This window comes from Actinomadura macrotermitis (genome assembly GCF_009604375.1).
In the GTDB taxonomy this organism is placed as follows: domain Bacteria; phylum Actinomycetota; class Actinomycetes; order Streptosporangiales; family Streptosporangiaceae; genus Spirillospora; species Spirillospora macrotermitis.
The window spans coordinates 1,777,669-1,797,377 of the sequence record NZ_WEGH01000001.1; the positions used below are offsets into that span (position 1 = coordinate 1,777,669).

A 19,709-nucleotide genomic window follows, 5' to 3' on the forward strand; every position below is an offset into this window, starting at 1 on the left:
GACGCTTCTCCCACGTCGCCCCGCCGGACTCCCCCGAACCCGCCCCTATCGGGCGGGTTCTTCGCGTTCCGGGGGCGGGTCGCCCCCTTGACCAATGCGAGGTTTTCTCAGATATTCGCGGGACCGTGCCGCCCGGGAGCCGTCCGGCGGTGACCGGCTCCGAGGAGAGTCATGGCCGTCGACCGTCGCTCGTTCCTGCGCCTCACCGCCGTCGCCGGCGGCACGACCGCACTCTCCGGCGCCCTCTGGCAGCAGGCCCTCGCCGCCGGGCCCGCGCAGCCCGGCCCCGGCCCCTACGGCCCGCCGCAGGCCGCGGACGGCAACGGGCTGCAGCTGCCGCAAGGGTTCACCGGCCGGATCGTGGCGCGTTCGATGCAGCGCGTCGAGGGGACGCGGCACGTCTGGCACCCCGCGCCCGACGGCGGCGCGTGCTTCGCCGACGGGGACGGCTGGATCTACGTCAGCAACTCCGAGGTTCCCCTGGTCGGCGGGGCGTCCGCGGTGCGGTTCGACGCGTCCGGGAAGGTCGCCTCCGCCAGCCGGATCCTGAACGGCACCACGCTGAACTGCGCCGGCGGGGCGACGCCGTGGGACACCTGGCTGTCGTGCGAGGAGCACGACTACGGGCTGGTGTACGAGACCGACCCGCGCGGGCGGCGGTCCGCGGTGGCGCGCCCGGCGCTCGGCCGCTTCAAGCACGAGGCCGCCGCCTCCGATCCCGTGCGGAAGGTCGTCTACCTGACCGAGGACCAGCCGGACGGGTGCTTCTACCGGTTCCGGCCGGCGACGTGGGGCGACCTGTCGTCCGGGACGCTCGAAGTGCTGGTCGGCTCCGGGACGGGCCCCGTCCGGTGGGCGGAGGTGCCCAGCCCGCAGCTCTGGTTCACGCCGACCCGGAACCAGGTGGGCGGCGCCATGCGCTTCAACGGCGGCGAGGGCTGCTACTACACCCATGGCGTCTGCTACTTCACCACCAAGGGCGACAACCGCGTGTGGGCCTACGACGCGGCCGCCGGGAGCCTGGACATCGCCTACGACGACGATCTCGTCACCGGCGGCGAGCCCCCGCTGCGCGGCGTCGACAACGTGACCGCCGCGGCGTCCGGCGACCTGTACGTCGCCGAGGACGGCGGCAACATGGAGATCAACCTCATCACCGCCGACGGCGTCGTGACGCCGTTCCTGCGCGTCGTGGGGCACGACAAGTCGGAGATCACCGGCCCGGCGTTCAGCCCGGACGGCTCGCGCCTGTACTTCTCGTCCCAGCGCGGCAAGAGCGGCTTCATCGGCGGCACCGACGGCTGCACCTTCGAGGTGACCGGCCCGTTCCGCCGCTAGCGGGCCTGCAGACGCTCCGCCATCAGGACGGTCCCCGGCCCGTTCGAGCCGCCGGGCCCGGCCTCGGCGCGCACCTCGGAGGCGTGCAGCGGCTCCCCGCACTCCGAGCAGCAGACCCGGGCGCGGGTCAGCGAGCCGCAGCGCTCATGGCGGAGCAGCGCCGGCGGGCCGGCCTCCCCGGCGGTCCACCTGTCCCCCCACGCGACGATCGCGAACATGACCTCGCAGAGTTCCAGCCCCTTGGGCGTGAGGTGGTACTCGTGCCGCGGCGGGTGCTCCGAATAGGCGCGGCGCTCCAGCACCCCCTCGTCGGCCAGTCGCTGCAGCCGCTCGGACAGCACCTTCCGGGAGATGCCGAGGTCGCGGCGCAGCGCGTCGAACCGGTTGATGCCGACGAACACGTCGCGGACGACCAGCAGCGACCACGGCTCGCCGGCCAGGTCGAGGGTCCGCGCGACGGAGCAGGCGATGGAGCCGAACGAGGTGCGCTGCATGCCCCCCACCCTAGTTCCCTGAGGAGACCGACCCGGCTACAGTAAGTCTCCTTAAGAGACTCATGGAGGTGCCGATGTACAAGGCGATCGTGGCGCGCAGGGTACGGACCGCGTGGGACCACCTCAACGACAGGGACATCGAGTACGTGCTGACGATGTTCGCGCCGTCGTTCACCCACCGCTTCGCCGGCGAGAACGCCATGGGCGGCACGCGCGACCGCATCGACTCCCAGCGCCGCTGGTTCGAGCGGCTGTTCCGGCTGCTCGCCGACATCCGGTTCACCGTCGACGACGTCCTGGTCGGCGGCTGGCCCTGGCGCACCCGCGTCGTGGCGCTCCTGCGCACCAGCGGAACCGCGGCCGGCCAGCCGTTCCGCAACGAGTTCGCCCAGACGATCGAGCTCCGCTGGGGCCGGATCACCCGCGTCAACGTCGTGGAGGACACCGAGAAGATGGCCGAGATCATGGGCCGCCTCATCGCGGGCGGCGTCGAAGAGGCCGCCGCCGCCCCGATCAGCGACCGCCCCCGCTGACCCGGCGCCTCAGCGCCGTCCGCCGAACTCCCAGGCGTGGACCTCGATGCCGGCGTACCGGCCGGGGGCCAGAACGGCGCGTGCCGCGTCCGGATCCGGCGTCCTGACGAGTGCCGCCGTGCCCACCCAGACGGTGCCGTCGTCGGACAGCAGCGGCCCGTAGGCGACCAGTCCGTCCTGGCCTGACGGAACGTCTAGGTCGGCGGCAGGCCCCGCTCCGAGGCCGAGTACCAGGTAGCCGTCGTCCTCGGTCCAGCCGCCGGGGAACTCCCACATGGTGCGCCCCAGCATGTTGCGCCACCGGCGGATCAGCACGTCCCGGTACGCGCCGGCCTGGTAGCAGGGCTCGTCGAAGGCGAACGCGCGGGCGGCGGCGGCATCGGGCAGGTCAAGAATGTGCACGCTGCCGGTGAGGGTGTCGCCGTCGAAGGTCGGGCCGCGGGCGATCATCCGCGCCGCGTAGGGGTCCATGTAGGTCTGGTGCTCTTCGTTGAGCTCCATGCGCAGAGCCGTCGAACCGGGCCGATCACGGTGATAGCAGAAGAACTCCATGATCAGGATCCCTATCACGCGGGCGGCAGGGCGAGGAGCAGCCGGCCCCAGGCGTCGGCCAGCCAGGCGGCGAACCGCTCGGGCAGCCAGCCCCGGTCCTCCACCAGCAGGCAGTAGAACTCCGGGGAGTTGGTCGCCCAGACGACGTCGGCGATCTCGTCCACGCCGAGCCCGGGGCGCAGCTGCCCGGTGTCCAGGAGGTCCCGGGCCAGCTCGCGCATGTTGGCGGCCCGGCGGTGGGCGATGTCCTGCCAGATCCCGCGAACCTGCGGATCGGCCGCCGTCTGGGCGACGCGCAGCAGCGGGGCCATCCTGCCGTGGATGCCGGCGATCGCGTGCGCGTAGATCTCCAGCTTGCGCGCGGCGGCGGGCTCGGCGCGTATCGCCTGTACATACTCGCGCTGCCGCGCCGGGACGGCCTGGTCGGTGCCAGACAGCGCCGTCTCCACCAGTTCCAGGAAGACCGCGGGCTTGCGGCCCACCGCGGCGTAGACGGTGTCCAGGGAGACGCCGGCCCGTTCGGCGATGCCGTTCATGGTCGTGGCGGCGTAGCCGCGCGCGGTGAACAGCTCGCGGGCCGCCTCCAGAATGGCCCGCCGGTTTGCCTCCGCCGCTCGCCGCCGCCCACTGGTGTCGTATCGCCTCTTGACCTGGTCTGCCACGGAGCCCATGCTAGCCATATTCATCCGAAATAGCTTCGGGTGAAAATGACGAGGGGGACCCCATGTCCTACGCCTTCACCTACGAGGTCCCGATCGGGCCCGACGTGTACGCCCGCATCAAGGAGGGGCTCGGCGCCGAACCGCCCAAGGGGCTCGTCGCGCACCTGGCCTACCGCACCGAAGCCGGCCTGCGGTACGTCGATGTGTGGGAGTCCGAGGCCGACTGGGAGGCGTTCGTCGAGGAGCGCCTGCACCCGGTCGTCGACGGCGTCCTGACCGAGACGCTCGGGTTCCGCCCGCCCGAGCCCCCGCTCGAACGACTCGACCTCGTCGACGCCTGGATCGGGGAAAGAGCACGCGGCACCATGGGCTAATGCCCGACGTTGAATACGCGCGCCTGGACGCGCCCGCGACACGCGCGATCCTGAAAGAGATCCGGCCTGTTTACGCCGCCGGATTCCCCGGCTACAGCCTGGACGACTGGGAGACGCGCACCACCCGTCAGGTCGGCTACCCCGGGTTCGAGACCATCACCGCCCGCGACGGTGATGGCTCGCTGATCGGGTTCGTCTACGGATTCCCGCTGGCGTCCTCGTCCTGGTGGGAGGGCCTCACCCCGGCCCCGCCGCCCGGGTACACCGACGAGGACGGGACGCGCACCGTCGCGGTGATCGACCTGGTCGTCCTGCCCGCCTTCCGCAGTCGCGGCATCGGCCGCCGCCTAGTGGACCTCTACTTGAGCGACCGCGCCCAAAGGCGCGCGACGCTCACCACCAGCCCCGCCAAGCCCGACATCCAGCGCATGTACGAGCGGTGGGGCTGGACGCAGGTCGGCCGGGTCCCCGGCGGCCCTCTGGCGACGGCCGAGTACTACGACGTCTATGTGATCGACCTGGGGCCGGCGGAGCCGACCAGCTCCCGGTAGGCGGACACCGGCCGGGAGGTGCGGGCGTCGTCCGGAACCGAGGCCAGTACCTCCCCGGCCAGCCGCGACATCATCATGGCCCGCTGCCCGGGCGGGAAGCCGCTGTAGACCTCGTGGGCGTGGTCCACACCTTCCAGCACGTCGCCGCCCCGGACCTGACTGAGCGCGCCGAGCAGCCGGAGCTGGCCGCTCATCCGCCACCCCGTGGGCATCAGCTCCTCGACCTGCCGGACCGCGACGGCCGCTTCCTGATGCTGTCCTAGGTAGGCGAGCACGTACGCCTCGAAGTAGCCTCGCCGGTCGGGTCCGGTGTTCCAGATCGAGTGGATATCGGCGGTGTCGGAGTCGGGCAGTTCGTCAAAGACGTTCCGGTAGGCGTCGAGCACGTCGAGCGCAGCGGGGTCGCCCTGCGCCGCCAGCAGTTGCCCGCGGGCGGCCAGCGTCTTCGCCAGGCCCGCGCCTCCCCCGGAAGAAGGGGCACACGTCAGCAGCGCGTCAGCCTCGCGCAGCAGCAGTGTCACCGGCCGCCGCTCGTACAGGCCGTGGATGAGGCGCTCCCCGCCGATCCACAACTCCACGTCACGGTCGCCCGAACGCGCCGCCGCGCGCTTGGCGGTCTTCCACCAGCGCTGAGCCGCCCGCCGCTCCCCCACGTTCGACAGCGTCTTGGCCAGCAGTGTCTCCAGGCCCGCCAGCACACGGCACCACTGGGGGTAGAGCGGGTCGCCCTCACCGACGCCCTCCATGTCGCGGTGCACCTCCAGCAGATCCCGGACCAGCATCCGGTACAGCTCCGCCGGGTGGATATCCGGGTAGGAGTGGCCGTACTCGACGACCACCTCCTGCCAGTCCTCCACCGCCGCAGCACCACGAGGACCGACCAGGTCCTCCAGGCCGCCTTGCATGACCCTCAGCGCGTCAAGCCCAGGGGATGACGCGGCCACTCCCAACGCTGCTAGATCTGCCAGAAAACGCCGTCGTTGCACTTCGCTCTCATCCTCGCCGCCGGCCCCGTCCGCGGCCGGCATCTCGCTTCCGGCGCCCAGCCGCAGCGCGGCGAGTTCGCCGCGCTGCTCCAAGAACCGGTCCAGCGACCACGCCAGCTTCTCCGAAGGCCGCCGGTCGCCGTTCTCGATCTTGGAGAGCGTCCCCTTGTCGTAAGGGATCACCGCAGCAAGCGCTGCCAGAGACATACCCCGGGCGTTCCGCAGTTCCCGCAGCTTCGCACCGAACTCCATGGTCGCTGCTCCCGGAAGGTGAAGGCGAACGTTGGCAACGGTTGGCGAGTTGGCTTTTCGACTGCCAACCCACCAACCCCTTCCACGATACGAGAGTGAGCGTTTCCATACGCAAGGAAGCATTTTTCTGGGCGCGACTGAACGAGTAAATGTTCATCCGTTTCCCCATTAAGGACATATCTCCATGAGCTGGTCAACGACGGCGGCGGACCTCGAACGTCTCTCGCCATCGGGATCCGCGACGCCCCCGCCGCCGCGCGACCGGCTCCGCACCGTCCCGACCCCGATCACGCTGGAACCGCCACGACCATGACTCCTGAACAGACAGCCGAAGCCAAAGCCGCTCTCAGCGACCGGTTTCCCAACTGGTCGATCATTCAGTCCGACCGAGGTAGGTGGTGGGCCACCCGCGGCCCACTCTCCCGCGACCGGGCGCACCTGCGCGCCGACGCCGACGCCGACACCCCGGCCGAACTCGGCGCCATGCTCGCCCAGATCGAAGCCGACGGCTCGGGACGGGAGCACGGCCTGTGAACATCAGCGGCGGGCACCCGACCTGGTCGAATCAGGCACGCCGGCGGGCTGACACCCTCCACGATGGTGACCATGTTCCTCATGCATGATCACCCCGGTTGGGAGATCACCGCCGATAACCCCGCACCGGTCCGCGCGGTCGATTCCCGGAATGGCTCTGCGGCGCTGCTGAACGCGAGCGCCCGCCCTGAAGTGTTCCGGCTGCCGGCCGGCGCATGCGCGGCTTTGCCGCCGCCGCTTGCGGCCGCGCTGCGCGACCTGGGGCCGGTCGCACGGTTCCGCACACCGAGCCTGTGGGACGCGATCGCCACCGCGATCATCCGGCAGGTCATCCGCGCCGGGCAGGCCCGCCTCCAGCACCAGCGGCTGCGGACCGCCCACGGCCCTGCCGTCGCCACCGAGCGCGGGCCCGTGCACGCCCTCCCGTCCCCGCAGACGATCCTGGAGATGACCGACGACGACTTCGCCGCGTTGGGCATGACGTTCAAGGCCCGGCCGTTGCGCAACGCCGCCGCCGCCTACCTCGACCACAGCCCCAAATGGGCCGAACTGCCTCCCGGCCGACTGGTCGAGGAGTTGCAGACCGTACCGCGGATCGGCCCCTGGACCGCCGGTGCCGCGACCGCCGACTTCACCCACGACTGGTCTCTCTACCCCTACGGCGATCTGGCCGTGCGGACCTGGGCCGCCACAGCCGCCCCCGACCACCCCTGGCCCGCCGACGAGCACGGCTTCGCCGCGCACTGGCGCGCCCTGACCGGCGAACACGTCGGTGTCCTGACCCTGTTCACCCTCGCTCTGGGAGCCCACCATGCAGGAGCACCCGCACCCTCTCCCCCTCCAAGGAGCTGACCCCGCCCGCCCGCTCGACCTTCTGCTGATCAACGCGCCGCTGCGCGACTACGCCGACCGCCTCCGCGTCAACGACTTCACCCTGCCGGTCCTGGGCATGGCCTACATCGCCACCGTCGCCACCGCCGCCGGCCACAACGTCGCGGTCCTGGACGCCGAAGCCCACGGCCTTGCTGTCGCCGACGTCGCCCGCATCGTCAACGACGCCGCGCCCCGCTGGGCCGGGTTCAACCTCCTGGCCCCCACCTACGAGATCAGCGCGACCATCGCCGACCGGCTTGCGCCCGACATCAAGGTCATGCTCGGTGGCCACCAGGCCAAGGCCATGCCGGCCCAGATCCTGGCCGACCCGCGGATGCGCCGCTGCGAGGCGCTCGTGCTCGGTGAGGCCGAGACCCGCGTCCAGATCCTGCTCGGCGACCACCGGTCCCGGGCCGAACTGCCCGGCGTGATGTGGCTCGACCCGGTCATGCACACGCCCGTCACCGGCGGCATGCCCGGCAACAGCCAGCACCTGGCGCCCGACCTGGACGCCCTGCCGTTCGTCGACCGCGCGTTCCTGGCCCAAGACCCCTACCCGGCCGGCGACCGGCGTAAGGCCAGCATGGTCGGGGCCCGCGGCTGCCCCTACGACTGCTCGTTCTGCGGCGCCGCGGTGTCGGCCAACTCCGACGTCACCATCCGCACCCGCTCTCCCCGCGACATCCTGGACGAGATGCACCAGCTCCGCGACCGGCAGCAGGTGACGGCGTTCCGGTTCGTCGACGACCTGTTCCTGGGGGCGCGCCGCATCATCGAGCCGATGATGGCCGCGTTCGCCGATGCCGGCGTCGGCGACTGGGCCGTGTGGGACGCCACCGGCCGCATCAACGTCCTGGCCCGCCTGTCCGACCAGGCCCTGGACCAGATGGTCCGTGCCGGCCTGCACGAGGTCGCCCTGGGCATCGAGTCCGGCAGCGAACGCGTCCTGCACTACATCGACAAGCGCATCAACCCCGACATGATCCGTACCGTCGTGCGGCGCCTCGCTGAGCGCGGCATCGCCGTCAAGGGCTACTTCATCCTGGGGTTCCCCGGCGAGACCCGCGCGGAGATGGCCGCCACCGTCCGCCTCGTCCACGACCTGTGGGCCCTCACCGACCCGCTGCCCGGCGACTTCCGCGCCTCGGTGTTCCAGTTCCGCCCCTACCCCGGCACCCCCGAATGGGGCCGGCTCATGGCCACCGGCGACTACCGGCCCGAGGACCTGCTGGCCTACGAGCCGGTCGACCTCACCAGCGGCGGCGTGGACCAGGCCTTGTACGGCCGCGACGAGTTCAACTTCCAGTCGGGCATCCAGTTCGGCGAAGCCACCATCAAGGAGATCCACGCCGCGCTGGTCGAGCTGGCACACGCCCAGCACACACGCACCCGGGCCGCGGCATGACCGCCCCCGACCACGCCCAGGCCCGCTGCAGTGAGGGGCGGCGCGGCCTGCTGGTGTCGCTCGACGGCCCCGGCGGTGCCGGCAAGACCACGCTGGCCGCCGCGATCACCGCCCGCCTCCACCGCGACGGCATCGCCGCCACTCACACCACCCAACCCTCCCACGGCCCGATCGGACAGCTCGCCCGCGCCGGAACCCATCAGTACCGCGGCCTCACCCTGGCGTGCCTGGTCGCCGCCGACCGCTACCACCACCTCGACACCCAGATCCGGCCCGCGCTGGCCGCCGGCCACATCGTGATCTGCGACCGCTACACGCCGTCCTCCCACGTGCTGCAGGTCCTCGACGGCGTCGACCCCGCCTTCGTCGCCCTGCTCAACCAGCACGCCGACCCGCCCGACCTGGCCGTGATCCTCACCTGCGACCCGGGCGAACTCACCCGCCGCCTGACCGCCCGCGGCTCCCACGGCCGCTTCGAGGACGACCCCGGCCTGCCCGCGCTGGAGGCCACCGCCTACCGCCGCGTCATCGACCGGCTGACCTGCCCCGCCCTGGTCCTGGACTCCACCGACTCCGATACCCGGTCCCTCACAACCCAGGTGGTCAACGCCATCAAGGCACTACCCTCAGCCCCTTGACCACCGGAAACACCAGGAGCTGAGCATGCCCGAGCGGTACCGGCCGATCGTCGACGTCCACGTCATCCTCGAACACGGCTCCGAAATCCTGCTGCTGGAGCGTCAGGGAACCGGCTACTGCGACGGGCAGCTCCACCTACCGTCCGGCCATCTGGAGGCCGGCGAAACCCTCATCGAAGGGGCCGTCCGCGAACTCGGCGAAGAGGTCGGCGTGCGCGCCGCGGCCGTCGACCTCCGCCTCGCCGCTGTCGTCCACCACCGCCAGAACAGCGACCTGGCCCGCATCGGGTTCTTCTTCGCCACATCCCGATGGGAGGGCGAACCCTTCAACGCCGAACCCCACAAGTGCGGCAAGTTGCTGTGGTGTGACCCCCGCGTCCTGCCGACCAATACCATCGCCTATCCCGCCGCTGGCATCACCGCCTACCTGGAAGGCGAACCTTTGGTGACGCACGGCTGGTGACGCCAACGCCATGACGCCAGCCAAGCTCGTGCCTCCTCCGGGGCCGAACCTGTAGGACCGGGCATGTAAGGGGCATGATCCAGGTCGCAGTGTGCGGGCCGCGGGACGCGAGCGAGGCCGAGCGAGCCCAGGCCCGGGAAGTCGGGCGGCTGCTGGCCGGGCGGGGCGCCGTCGTCGTCTGCGGCGGGTACGGCGGCGTCATGGAGGCCGTCGCGGCGGGGGCCTCGGGGGCAGGCGGCCTGGTGGTCGGGGTGCTCTCGCTGTCCACGAGGGAAGGTGCAAATCCCCACCTGACGGTCGCCATCCCTACCGGCATCGGGGAGGCGCGGAACGCGGCCGTCGTCAACGCCGGGGACGCCGTCATCGTCGTCGGCGGCTCGTGGGGCACTCTGTCGGAGCTGGCCCTGGCGCTGCGGTCCGGCAAGCGGGTCGTGCAGCTCGGCGGCTGGCGGATCGCCGACGCGGAGGGCGCGCCCCTGGACGGGATCACGCGGGCTGGCAGCCCCGCCGAGGCGGTGGCGGCCACCGGCCTGTTTGTGTGAATCTCTTTCACATTCGTAACCGGGGCGTCATCACCCCGGCCCCGGCCCGTTACGCGGCGGCCCCACCGTTGCGATCATGAGCCTGTCCCGCCGCTCCTTCCTCGCCGCCGCCGGGGGCGCCGCCGGCGCCACCCTGCTGCCGCCGTCCGTGCACGCCGCGCTCGCCCGCCCGCTGCCCCCGGGCGGCCTGGGCGCGATCAAGCACGTCGTCTTCCTCATGCAGGAGAACCGCAGCTTCGACCACTACTTCGGGACGCTGCGCGGCGTGCGCGGCTACGGCGACCGCAACGCGATCGAGCTCCCCGACGGCCGGACGGTCTTCGAGCAGCCCGGCCCGCTGCGGCACGTCAAGCCCTTCCTGGCGCGGCAGGCGATCGGGCACGGCCCGCTGACCGACGTCAACTACATCGCCGGGCTCGACCACTCCTGGGACGGCGGCCAGAAGGCCCGCGGCGACGGCTGGCACAACGCCTGGACCGCCGCCAAGACGACGGCGACGATGGTCCACTACGACCGCCGCGACCTGCCCTTCCAGTACGAGCTGGCCGACACCTTCACCATCTGCGACGCCTACCACTCCTCGGTGTTCGGCCCGACCAACCCCAACCGGACCTACCACTGGACCGGCACGATCGGCCACGAGCCGAACGGGCACCGGGCCGTCGAGAACGACGCCTACAGCGAGGACACCCACCCCGGCTACGCGCTCACCTCCTACGCAGAGCGCCTCTCCGCGGCGGGCAAGTCGTGGCGGGTCTACCAGGGCTGGGACAACTTCACCGACAACGCCCTGGAGTTCCTCACCACGTTCAAGCAGGTCATGCGCACGGCCCTCAAGCCCGTCGGCCCCTATAAGAGCATGACCGCCTTCTACGGCGCCGTCGCCAAGGCCGAGCCGGGCGAGCGCACGGCCCTCCTCGCCGCCCTGGACAAGTCGGTCGCGGCGCTCCCGCCCAAGGACCGCGACCTGTTCGAGCGCGGCCTGCGCCGCGTCCCGGACGGCACCCTCGGCCAGACGTTCCGGGACGACGTCGCCCACGGCCGCCTCCCCCAGGTCTCCTACATCGTCGCCTCGGCCGCCGAGTCCGAGCACCCCGGCTCGGGCAGCCCGGTCCAGGGCGCCGGGATCACCTACCAGGTGCTCGACGCGATCGCCTCCCACCCGCAGGTGTGGGAGTCCACCGCGCTGTTCCTGCTGTTCGACGAGAACGACGGCTACTTCGACCACGTCCCGCCGCCGCTGCCGCCCGCCGGGGAGGCCGGCGAGCACGTGGACGGCAAGCCCATCGGCCTCGGCTTCCGCGTCCCCATGACGATCGTCTCGCCGTGGACGGCCGGCGGGTTCGTCTGCTCGGAGGTGTTCGACCACACCTCCACGATCCGGTTCGTGGAGCGCTGGCTGGGCGTGCGCGAGCCGAACATCGGCCGCTGGCGCCGGACCGTCGCGGGCGACCTGACCTCGGCGTTCGACTTCCGTACCGCCGCCCGGCCCGCCAAGCCCGCCAAACCGGGCACGCCGCCGCGGTTCTACTTCCGCTGGCCCGCGCTGCCGCCGATCGTCCAGCACGACGCCGTCCAGGAGCCCGGCACCCGGCCCGCGCGCCCGCTGCCCTACCGCCCCGAGGCGTCCGCGCGCCTGTCCGGCACCACCTTGACGATCACCCTCGCCGACACGGGCCCCCGTTCCACCCATTTCGCCCTCTACCCCTACGCCAAGGAGTTCGGCACGCCGCGCCACTTCGACGTGGCGGGCAGGCAGACCCACCAGGTGAAGCTGAACGGCGACCGCTACCGCCTGACGCTGACCGGCCCGAACGGCTTCCGCCGCGTCTTCGCCGGCTCCGCGACGGGCAAGGCCGCCCAGGCCGGCGTCGCCTCGTCCGCCGCCGGGCAGCACCTGGCGATCACCCTGGAGAACCCCGGCCCGGCGCCGCTCACCTTCACCCTCGCCGCCCTCGCCTACGGCAAGGAGGCGCGGCAGGTGACGCTCCAGCCGGGCAAGCGCACGACCGTGCGGTGGCCCACGAAGCACGGCTGGTACGACGTCGACATCCGCGCCAAGGAGGACCAGGCGTTCCGCCGCCGCCTCATGGGCCACCTGGAGAACGGCAAGCCCAGCGTCAGCGGTTGACCGGCAACCTGAGTGATCACGCGAGTGCGTTACCAACCCGGCACGGCGATGCCGAAGGCGAGCCACGCCGGGTTGATCGCGAAGCGATGCAGCACTCGCCCAGGCATGGTCAAGGGTGAGCCGCTAGGCGAACCCTTGGGCCAGGCTTGCCCTTAAACACAGCGCCGTCCTCGGGTGGTCGGTGATCAGCACGGCCACCCGGGGGTCGGCCAGGAAGCGGCGCATCAGCGGTTCGGCGTTGACCGTCCAGATCATCGCGGGGAACCCGGCGCGGGCGCACTGGCGCAGCACCCCGGCGCGGGCGAGGCGGTGGTTCAGCGCGACCATGTCCGCGCCGGACGCGCGGATGGTGCGCAGCGGCGCGAAGTCGCGGTGCGCGCCGCGTTCCCAGAGCGCCCGGCCGACCGAGATGGCGGCCTTGACCTGCGGGAACTCGCGTTTGATGGCGACGATGGAGGCGACCTCGCGGGTGGTGACGACGAACCCGTCCGGGCCGAAGGCGTCCAGGGCCAGGCCGACGGTCTCGCGCTCGACGCCCCGTTCCTTCAGGTCCAGATGGCCGATCGCGCGCCCGGCGATGATCTGCATGGCGGCGGCGGCCGGCGGGATCGGGCGGCCCGCCAGCTCCTGCGCGCGCGGGTGCGTCAGCCGGGCGAGCGGGACGCCGCCGACGGCGGGGTCGTGGTGCACGACCAGCAGGCCGTCGCCGGTGCGGCGGACGTCGATCTCGACGTACTCGGCGCCGGAGGCGACGGCCTCGTGCAGCCCGGTGAGGCCCGCCTCGTCGCGGCGGTGCGCGGAGATCGCCGTGGACACACCCGGGACGTTACCACCGAACCGGCTACGCCGGTGTCGGCGAAGGCGAGTTCGGTATGGTGGCGCTCTGTGAGTACGCCCCCGTTCCTGACCTTGCCCGCAGGTGTCCGCCGGACGTCCCTGGAGACCTCCCGCGGCACCTTCGCGGTGCTGGAGGCGCTCCCGGGGTCGGGGGTGTCCGACCGCTGCCCCGCCCTCCTGGTGCCCGGTTACACCGGCAGCAAGGAGGACTTCATCGCCGTGCTGCAGACGCTGGCCGCGCCGGGCCGGCGGGTCGTGGCGATCGACATGCGCGGGCAGTACGAGACGCCCGGCGCGGGCGACGACCCGGCCGCCTACACCCGCGCCGCGCTCGGCGCGGACGTCGCCGCGCTGCTGGAGGCGCTCGGCCCGGACCCGGTGCACCTGGTGGGGCACTCCTTCGGCGGCCTGGTGACGCGCGAGGCGGTGCTGGACGGCCCGGTGCGGCCCGCGTCCTACACGCTGATGAGCTCGGGCCCGGCCGCGCTCACCGGCCCGTCGGCGGCCAAGGCGCGGGCGCTGCGCGAGGCGATCCCCCAGCTCGGCATGGCGCAGATCTGGGAGCTCAGCATCGGCCCGGACGCGATCGCGCGGGGCGTCGCCCCCGAGATCGTCGACTTCCTGAAGGCGCGCACGCTCGGCAACTGCCCGGCCGGCCTGATGGCGATGGCGCACGAGCTGGTCACCGCGCCCGACCGGGTCGACGAGCTCGCCAAGCTCGGCACGGAGACCGGCCTGCGGATGCTGGTGCTGTACGGGGAGGACGACGACGTCTGGGACCCGCGCGAGCAGGCCGTGATGGCCGAGCGGCTGAACGCGGCCCGCGTGGTGATCCCGAGCGCCGCGCACTCCCCCGCCGTGGACGCGCCGGAGACCACGGCCGCCGCGCTGACCGCGTTCTGGCGCCAGTGCGAGCGGGCACAGCGATAGTCGTGGACCCGTATCTGCTGCCGACCGCCACCTCCGCCGACGAGCGCGCCCGCGCGGCCGAGGTGGCGCTGCTGCCGGTCGGCAGCTTCGAGCAGCACGGCGGCTCCCTGCCGCTGGCGACCGACACCGTGGTCGCCTGCACGGTCGCGCGGGAGATCGCCGCCGCGCACCCGGTGCTGCTGCTCCCGCCGGTGACGATCTCCTGCTCGCACGAGCACGCGGGCTGGCCGGGGACGGTGAGCATCTCGGCGGCGACGCTGTACGCGGTCGTCCGCGACATCGCCGGGTCGCTGCGCCGGTCGGGCGTGGAGCGGCTGGTGCTGATCAGCGGGCACGGCGGCAACTACGTGCTCGGCAACGTCGTCCAGGAGGCGGGTGGCGCGATGGCGCTGTTCCCGGACCTGCTGGACTGGGCGGAGGCGCGGAACGCGGCCGGCCTGGAGTCTCCCGCCGACGGCGACATGCACGCCGGGGAGCTGGAGACCTCGATCCTGCTGCACGCCCACCCCGGCCTGGTGAGACCCGGGGCGCAGGACGTGGCCGCGGACGACCGGCGGCATCTGCTCACGCTCGGGATGTCCGCCTACACCGCCTCCGGGGTGATCGGCTACCCGTCACTGGCGTCCGCCGACAAGGGCCGGAAGCTGCTCGCCGCCCTGGTCGAGGCGTTCGGCGGGTGCCTGGCGGCGCTGACGCGGGAGTAGCGCGGCGACGCCGGGCAGGCACGCGACGAGCACGAGCACCCCGTAGACCACGGACGTGGCGAGCCCCTGCGCGGCGCCCATCCCGGCCGCGCCGAACGCCGACGCGGTGACGGCCTCGCGCGGCCCCCAGCCGCCGATGTTCACCGGCAGCGACATCGCCAGCAGCGCTAGGAGAGCCATCGGGACGAGCCGTCCGATCGGTGCCGCTGCCCCTGCCGAGCGGGCCGCGACGATGAACAGGGCGATGTGCCCGGCCAGCGCGACGGCCGACAGCAGCAGCACCAGCACCCAGGTGCCGAGCCGCAGATCGGTCAAAGCCCGGCGCGCCCGCCCCCACAGGAGAACCGCAGGCAGCAGCGCCAGAACAGCAAGCCAAGGCCCCCGGAACAGAAACGCCGCCCCAGCGGAAATCAGCACGACCTGGCCCGCCACCCGTTCCAGCACCACCGCCCGAACGCCTCGTCCAACGTCTCCGGCCTGCCGTCCGTGGTCAACAGCCCGGTGCACGTCTCCCAGCACTCCCGCCGGGAGCACCGCGTTCAGCAGTTGCGCCCGGTAGTAGCCCAGGAGGGCCGTCATCGGAGCGAGCCGCAGGCCGAGGCGGCGCGCGACCAGCCACCAGCGCGCGGCGCTGCACGCCGTCGTCAGCAGGCCGATGCCGAGGGCCGCGGCGATCGCCGGCGCGCTGACGGCCCGGAACCCGTCGGCGAACGCGTCCGTGCCGAGCCGCCACACCACGAGGGCGAGGATCACCGCACCGGCCAGTGAGCGTTTCATCGCAGGTCCTGCTCCAGCACGGCGTCCAACTGTCGGGCGGCCTCGGCCCAGCCGTCCAGCGTGCCGCGCCGGGCCCGCGCGGACGCCCGCAGGTCCGTGCGCAGCGCGGGTTCGGTGAGCCAGCGGCGCAGCGCCGCCGAAAGCGCCGGGACGTCATCGGGCGGGGCGAGCAGCCCGGCCCCGCCGAGCGCCTCCGGCACGCCGCCCACGTCCGAGGCGAGGACGGGCACGCCGCGCGCCAGCGCCTCGGTCACCACCATCCCGAACGTCTCGACGCGCGACGGCAGCACCAGCAGGTCGGCGGTGTCCAGGCACGCGCGCGGGCGCACGCCGGTCAGGTGGACCCGGCCGTCCAGCCCGCAGCCGGTGATCAGGGCCCGCAGCCGGGCGACGTGATCGGGGGCGCGGGTCAGCGGCCCGGCCAGCTCGCACGTCCACGGCAGGTCCGCGACGCCGGCGAGCGCGCGGACGAGCACGTCCTGGCCCTTGGCGGGCGTCACCGAGCCGAGGCAGAGCAGCCGCGACACGCCGTCGGTGCCGGGGGCGAGCGGCGCCGGGTCGGTGCCCGGCCGCACCACGCGCACCCGCTCCAGGCCGTGCCGCGCGGCCAGCCGGCGGGCGCCCCAGCCGCTGGTCGCCACGACCGCCCGCACCGCCCGCAGCGTCGCGCGCTCCCGGGCGTCCAGGTCCGCCGCCCGGTCCGGCGGCAGCCCGGTCTCGTCGGCGAGCGGCAGGTGCACCAGCACGCCGGCGCGCAGCCGCGCCGCCTGCGGCACCACGATCTCGGGGACGCCGCACGCCACCAGGCCGTCCATCAGCACCGCCGCGCCGTCGGGCAGCGCGGCGAGCGCCCCGGCCCCGGCGACCTCGCGCACCGCCCGGCCGCGCGCCGCGAGCGCCGCGCAGATCCGGCGGTCGTAGACGTTGCCGCCGCTCGGCGCGCCCATGTCCTCAGGAACCACGAAGTACAAGGTCATAGCTCGCCCACGCCACATGCGACTCGTGCAGGGTGACGGAGATGCCGGTGATCCCGCGCGCGCCCTCGCCGAGCGCGCCCTCGGCCAGCCGCGCGGCGAGCCGGTCGGCGATGACCTTGGCCAGGTACTCGGTGCTGGTGTTGACGCCGGCGAAATCGGGCTCGTCGTCGAGGTTGCGGTAGTTGAGCGCGGCGACGACGGCGCCGAGCTCCTGCGTGGCGCGGCCGATGTCGACGACGATGTTGTCGGCGTCCAGCTCGGGGCGCCGGAACGTGGCGTCGACCAGGAACGTCGCGCCGTGCAGGCGCTGCGCCGGGCCGAAGACCTCGCCGCGGAAGCTGTGCGCGACCATCAGGTGGTCGCGGACGGTCACACTGAACACGCGGGGTCCTCTCGGTAGGCGATGCGGTGGCAGAGGGGCGGCAGTCCCTCCGCGGCGAGCCGGGGCAGGTCGGCGAAGGCGCTCTCGCCGGGGATCAGCGCGTCGAACGCCGGGTCGGCGAGCAGCCGCAGCGCGAGCGCCATCCGCCCGGCGAACCCGCGCCGCGTCCGGCGGGCGGGGGCGACCATGCCGACCTGGCTCGCGCGCACGGCGAGGCGCCCGGAGTGGAACGCCTCGCCGAGCGGCACGCTGACCGCGCGGTCGCCGTACCAGCTCATCTCGACGACCTCGCCCTCGGCGGCGAGCAGTTCCAGCGACCGGACGAGCCCGGCCTCGGTGGCGCTGGTGTGGAAGACCAGGTCGCGGTCGCCCTCGGCGTCCTCGGGCGCCGCGAAACGCACACCGAGCCGCTCGGCGGTCTCGGCGCGCGCCGGATCGACGTCGACAAGCTGCACTTCGGCACCGGGAATGCCCGCGAGCAGCCGGGCGACGGCGCAGCCGACCATCCCGGCGCCGATGACGGCGACCCGGTCGCCGACGAGCGGCGCGGCGTCCCAGAGCGCGTTCACCGCCGTCTCCACGGTCCCGGCGAGCACCGCCCGCGCGGGCGGCACGTCATCGGGGACCACGGTCACGGCGTCAGCGGGAACGACATAGCGGGTCTGATGCGGATACAGGCAGAAAACGACCCGCCCCTCCAGCGGCCCTTCCTCGACGACCCCCACATTGAGGTAGCCGTACTTCACCGGCCCCGGAAAGTCACCCTCCTGAAAGGGCGCCCGCATCGCCTCGTACTGGCTCTCCGGCACACCACCCCGCAGGACGAGCGACTCCGTCCCCCGGCTCACTCCCGAATACAGGGTGCGCACCAGAACCTCATCGGAGCCGGGCGCGCGCAGCGAGACGTCCCGGATCTCGCCCTTGCCTGGGGACGTGACCCAGAAGGCGCGAGCGGTCGGTTCCATTGCCCCTCCTCTTGTATAGCCACACCACGTCACGCCCGAAGGACCACACCAGCAGCAGCAGTGCCACCGCCACCGCATACCCCAGGAATGCCGTGGAAACGACTCCGGCGCAAGCGACCGTGAGGACGATTCCCTGAATCGCGGCCACGACCTTGCGCGCGTAGCTCACCGGCACGGCGCCGCGCAACCACGGCAGCACCCGGCCCGCCGCGACGTACGCGTACCGCATGAGCCCGATCGCCAGCACCCAGACCCCGAGGACGAAGGCCGCCCGCACGCTCAGCACGAGGATGAGGAAGGCGTCCACCTCCATGTCGAACCGGGCGCCTTCGGGGGTGACGGTGCCGGTGGAGCGGGCGACCCGGCCGTCCACCCCGTCCAGGACCAGCGCCACCGCCGCCAGCGCGACCAGGACCGCCCCGCTCCGCGACTGGCCGGCCACCAGCGCCGTGACCCCGCCGGCCAGCACCGCCCGCGCCAGCGTGACCAGGTCGGCGGGCCCGAGCGCGTCACGCCCGGCCCGCCGCAACGCGACGGCGAGGATCGCCCACAGCACGAGCGCGTGCACGACCCCCGCCACCAGGCCCGCCGCCCCCAGCCCGGTGCCGCCCCGCAGCACGGCGAGCAGCAGCAGCTCCAGCGCCGCGGCGACGGCGAGCTGCCCGCACCACCGGGGCGGCACCGCGGGAAGCGGACGGGCCTGGTCAACCATGGCAGCCGTCCGGCCTGGTGAGCTGGGGCAGGTCGTGGCCGAGGCGGTCGCGCTTGGCCGTCAGGTAGCCGACGTTGTTCTCATGGACCGGCGCCAGGAGCGGGACCCGCCCGGCGACCCGGAGCCCGTGGTCGCGCAGCCCGGCGATCTTGCCGGGGTTGTTGGACAGCAGCCGCAGCGAGCGGACCCCGAGGTGGCGCAGGATCCGCGCCGCCGGACCGTAGTCGCGGACGTCCACCGGCAGGCCGAGCGCGGTGGCCGAGTCGATCGTGTCCAGGCCCTGCTCGTCCTGCAGGATGTGCGTGCGCACCTTCGCCACCAGCCCGATCCCGCGGCCCTCGTGCCCGCGCAGGTAGACCAGGACGCCGGTGCCCTCCCGGGCGATCGCGTCCAGCGCCGCGTTGAGCTGCTCGCCGCACTCGCAGCGCAGCGCGCCGAAGATGTCGCCGGTCATGCACTCCGAATGCACCCGCACGAGGACCTCCTCCCGGGCCGCGACCCGGCCGGCCACCACGGCCAGATGCTCGTGGCGGTCGACCGGGTCGCGGAAGGCGACGGCCCGGAAGGTGCCGCGCCGGGTCACCAGGTCGGACTCGGCGATCTCGGTGGAGTCGATCTCACGGTCGCGCATCCTGCTCCTCGTCGTTTCCCTGGAGAACGGCCGCCGGGGGGACGGCGTTCAATCGAACGGGTACGAGGAGCTTCTTTCCCTCAGTCTCCGCCCCTCCCCTGGCGCGCCTGGCCGGTGGAGGACGGCGCCGGGCTCCCGGTGCCGGTGACCTGCGGCGCGTCCGGCACGACGTGGTCCTCGAAGAACGGGAAGGCGGAGTAGAAGGCGACGCAGGCGGCGATCGCGGCGGTCGCGATCCGCTGGCGCTCGGTCAGCGCGGCGCCCGTCACGTAGACCAGCCCGAACGCCACCACGGCGACCAGGCCGGCGGCGACCAGCACGACGAAGGTGTGGGATCCGACGCCGGCGGCCCCGGCGTCGGCGAGGGGAACGGCACGCATGGCCGTCAGTCCTTTCGCAGGTGAGCAACGTGCAGGAACCGGGCGCGCGCGTAGGACGACCGCGCTCGGTGAGGGGTTAGGACGTT

The 19,709-nt window shown here is 72.9% G+C and carries 25 protein-coding genes; 13 read left to right on the top strand and 12 right to left on the bottom strand.

Annotated features, from left to right (window positions below):
- Positions 1–171 precede the first annotated feature (171 nt).
- Positions 172–1,338 carry an alkaline phosphatase PhoX gene (locus ACRB68_RS08070; protein WP_153531467.1) on the top strand — a complete coding sequence of 389 codons (1,167 nt, stop codon included), beginning with the start codon at positions 172–174 and terminating at the stop codon, positions 1,336–1,338.
- On the opposite strand, the gene ACRB68_RS08075 is transcribed toward ACRB68_RS08070, so the two are convergent.
- Positions 1,335–1,832, bottom strand: a complete 498-nt coding sequence (locus ACRB68_RS08075) for a winged helix-turn-helix transcriptional regulator (protein ID WP_153531468.1) — start codon at positions 1,830–1,832, stop codon at positions 1,335–1,337. The genes ACRB68_RS08070 and ACRB68_RS08075 overlap by 4 nt on opposite strands.
- A 74-nt stretch (positions 1,833–1,906) precedes the next feature.
- Between ACRB68_RS08075 and ACRB68_RS08080 the strand changes: the two genes are divergently transcribed.
- Complete coding sequence (locus ACRB68_RS08080; RefSeq protein ID WP_194293210.1) at positions 1,907–2,365, top strand: nuclear transport factor 2 family protein; 459 nt, start codon at positions 1,907–1,909, stop codon at positions 2,363–2,365.
- 9 nt (positions 2,366–2,374) lie between these two features.
- Here ACRB68_RS08080 and ACRB68_RS08085 read toward each other — a convergent pair whose 3' ends face one another.
- Positions 2,375–2,917 carry a YciI family protein gene (locus ACRB68_RS08085; RefSeq protein WP_153531470.1) on the bottom strand — a complete coding sequence of 181 codons (543 nt, stop codon included), beginning with the start codon at positions 2,915–2,917 and terminating at the stop codon, positions 2,375–2,377.
- 14 nt (positions 2,918–2,931) lie between these two features.
- Entirely contained in the window at positions 2,932–3,588 is a 657-nt protein-coding gene (locus tag ACRB68_RS08090) for a TetR/AcrR family transcriptional regulator (protein ID WP_153531471.1), read from the bottom strand.
- A 53-nt stretch (positions 3,589–3,641) separates the two neighbouring features.
- On the opposite strand from ACRB68_RS08090, the gene ACRB68_RS08095 reads away from it, so the two are divergent.
- Together ACRB68_RS08095 and ACRB68_RS08100 are read left to right on the top strand one after the other, a co-directional pair.
- A complete protein-coding gene (locus ACRB68_RS08095) occupies positions 3,642–3,953 on the top strand; it encodes a hypothetical protein (protein ID WP_153531472.1) in 312 nt (103 codons plus the stop codon).
- Positions 3,953–4,504 (top strand): GNAT family N-acetyltransferase, encoded by a 552-nt coding sequence (locus tag ACRB68_RS08100; protein WP_153531473.1) that lies wholly within the window; start codon positions 3,953–3,955, stop codon positions 4,502–4,504. Before ACRB68_RS08095 ends, ACRB68_RS08100 begins: the two co-directional genes overlap by 1 nt.
- Here ACRB68_RS08100 and ACRB68_RS08105 read toward each other — a convergent pair.
- Positions 4,459–5,742 carry a helix-turn-helix transcriptional regulator gene (locus ACRB68_RS08105; protein ID WP_194293211.1) on the bottom strand — a complete coding sequence of 428 codons (1,284 nt, stop codon included), beginning with the start codon at positions 5,740–5,742 and terminating at the stop codon, positions 4,459–4,461. The genes ACRB68_RS08100 and ACRB68_RS08105 overlap by 46 nt on opposite strands.
- A 309-nt stretch (positions 5,743–6,051) precedes the next feature.
- Here ACRB68_RS08105 and ACRB68_RS08110 point away from each other — a divergent pair, with 309 nt between their 5' ends.
- The 7 genes from ACRB68_RS08110 (at position 6,052) to ACRB68_RS08140 (ending at position 12,328) form a co-directional block, all read left to right on the top strand.
- On the top strand, positions 6,052–6,276 hold the full coding sequence (locus tag ACRB68_RS08110) for a hypothetical protein (RefSeq protein WP_153531475.1): 225 nt from the start codon (positions 6,052–6,054) through the stop codon (positions 6,274–6,276).
- Positions 6,277–6,501: 225 nt separating this feature from the next.
- The gene (locus ACRB68_RS08115) at positions 6,502–7,128 is read left to right on the top strand and encodes a DNA glycosylase family protein (protein ID WP_207709599.1); all 627 of its coding nucleotides are present in this window, start codon (positions 6,502–6,504) and stop codon (positions 7,126–7,128) included.
- On the top strand, positions 7,088–8,554 hold the full coding sequence (locus ACRB68_RS08120; protein ID WP_153531476.1) for a B12-binding domain-containing radical SAM protein: 1,467 nt from the start codon (positions 7,088–7,090) through the stop codon (positions 8,552–8,554). Before ACRB68_RS08115 ends, ACRB68_RS08120 begins: the two co-directional genes overlap by 41 nt.
- Positions 8,551–9,192, top strand: coding sequence for a dTMP kinase (tmk, locus tag ACRB68_RS08125; RefSeq protein WP_153531477.1), 642 nt, complete (start codon positions 8,551–8,553; stop codon positions 9,190–9,192). The genes ACRB68_RS08120 and tmk overlap by 4 nt, the downstream gene beginning before the upstream one ends.
- Before the next feature lie 25 nt (positions 9,193–9,217).
- Positions 9,218–9,655 (top strand): NUDIX hydrolase, encoded by a 438-nt coding sequence (locus tag ACRB68_RS08130; protein ID WP_153531478.1) that lies wholly within the window; start codon positions 9,218–9,220, stop codon positions 9,653–9,655.
- A 74-nt stretch (positions 9,656–9,729) separates the two neighbouring features.
- Positions 9,730–10,197, top strand: a complete 468-nt coding sequence (locus ACRB68_RS08135; RefSeq protein ID WP_153531479.1) for a TIGR00725 family protein — start codon at positions 9,730–9,732, stop codon at positions 10,195–10,197.
- A gap of 76 nt (positions 10,198–10,273) precedes the next feature.
- Positions 10,274–12,328, top strand: coding sequence for a phosphocholine-specific phospholipase C (locus ACRB68_RS08140; RefSeq protein WP_153531480.1), 2,055 nt, complete (start codon positions 10,274–10,276; stop codon positions 12,326–12,328).
- Between the two features lie 123 nt (positions 12,329–12,451).
- On the opposite strand, the gene ACRB68_RS08145 is transcribed toward ACRB68_RS08140, so the two are convergent.
- The gene (locus ACRB68_RS08145; RefSeq protein ID WP_328593917.1) at positions 12,452–13,144 is read right to left on the bottom strand and encodes a glycerophosphodiester phosphodiesterase; all 693 of its coding nucleotides are present in this window, start codon (positions 13,142–13,144) and stop codon (positions 12,452–12,454) included.
- Positions 13,145–13,213: 69 nt separating this feature from the next.
- Here ACRB68_RS08145 and ACRB68_RS08150 point away from each other — a divergent pair, with 69 nt between their 5' ends.
- Both ACRB68_RS08150 and ACRB68_RS08155 read left to right on the top strand, forming a co-directional pair.
- Complete coding sequence (locus tag ACRB68_RS08150; RefSeq protein WP_328593918.1) at positions 13,214–14,095, top strand: alpha/beta fold hydrolase; 882 nt, start codon at positions 13,214–13,216, stop codon at positions 14,093–14,095.
- Between the two features lie 2 nt (positions 14,096–14,097).
- Positions 14,098–14,799 carry a creatininase family protein gene (locus ACRB68_RS08155; RefSeq protein WP_328593919.1) on the top strand — a complete coding sequence of 234 codons (702 nt, stop codon included), beginning with the start codon at positions 14,098–14,100 and terminating at the stop codon, positions 14,797–14,799.
- Here ACRB68_RS08155 and ACRB68_RS08160 read toward each other — a convergent pair.
- The 7 genes from ACRB68_RS08160 to ACRB68_RS08190 form a co-directional block, all read right to left on the bottom strand.
- Entirely contained in the window at positions 14,710–15,576 is an 867-nt protein-coding gene (locus ACRB68_RS08160) for a lysylphosphatidylglycerol synthase domain-containing protein (protein ID WP_153531481.1), read from the bottom strand. The genes ACRB68_RS08155 and ACRB68_RS08160 overlap by 90 nt on opposite strands.
- Positions 15,573–16,553: a glycosyltransferase family 4 protein gene (locus tag ACRB68_RS08165; protein WP_207709600.1), complete on the bottom strand. Its 981-nt coding sequence runs from the start codon at positions 16,551–16,553 to the stop codon at positions 15,573–15,575. The genes ACRB68_RS08160 and ACRB68_RS08165 overlap by 4 nt, the downstream gene beginning before the upstream one ends.
- Entirely contained in the window at positions 16,528–16,935 is a 408-nt protein-coding gene (locus ACRB68_RS08170) for a 6-pyruvoyl trahydropterin synthase family protein (RefSeq protein WP_328593920.1), read from the bottom strand. The genes ACRB68_RS08165 and ACRB68_RS08170 overlap by 26 nt, the downstream gene beginning before the upstream one ends.
- Positions 16,923–17,900: a zinc-dependent alcohol dehydrogenase gene (locus tag ACRB68_RS08175; RefSeq protein WP_153531484.1), complete on the bottom strand. Its 978-nt coding sequence runs from the start codon at positions 17,898–17,900 to the stop codon at positions 16,923–16,925. Before ACRB68_RS08175 ends, ACRB68_RS08170 begins: the two co-directional genes overlap by 13 nt.
- Positions 17,812–18,612 (bottom strand): CDP-alcohol phosphatidyltransferase family protein, encoded by an 801-nt coding sequence (locus ACRB68_RS08180; protein ID WP_153531485.1) that lies wholly within the window; start codon positions 18,610–18,612, stop codon positions 17,812–17,814. The genes ACRB68_RS08175 and ACRB68_RS08180 overlap by 89 nt, the downstream gene beginning before the upstream one ends.
- Positions 18,605–19,243 carry a GTP cyclohydrolase II gene (gene ribA / locus ACRB68_RS08185; RefSeq protein ID WP_153531486.1) on the bottom strand — a complete coding sequence of 213 codons (639 nt, stop codon included), beginning with the start codon at positions 19,241–19,243 and terminating at the stop codon, positions 18,605–18,607. Before ribA ends, ACRB68_RS08180 begins: the two co-directional genes overlap by 8 nt.
- A gap of 80 nt (positions 19,244–19,323) precedes the next feature.
- Entirely contained in the window at positions 19,324–19,623 is a 300-nt protein-coding gene (locus ACRB68_RS08190) for a hypothetical protein (protein ID WP_153531487.1), read from the bottom strand.
- Between the last annotated feature and the right edge of the window lie 86 nt (positions 19,624–19,709).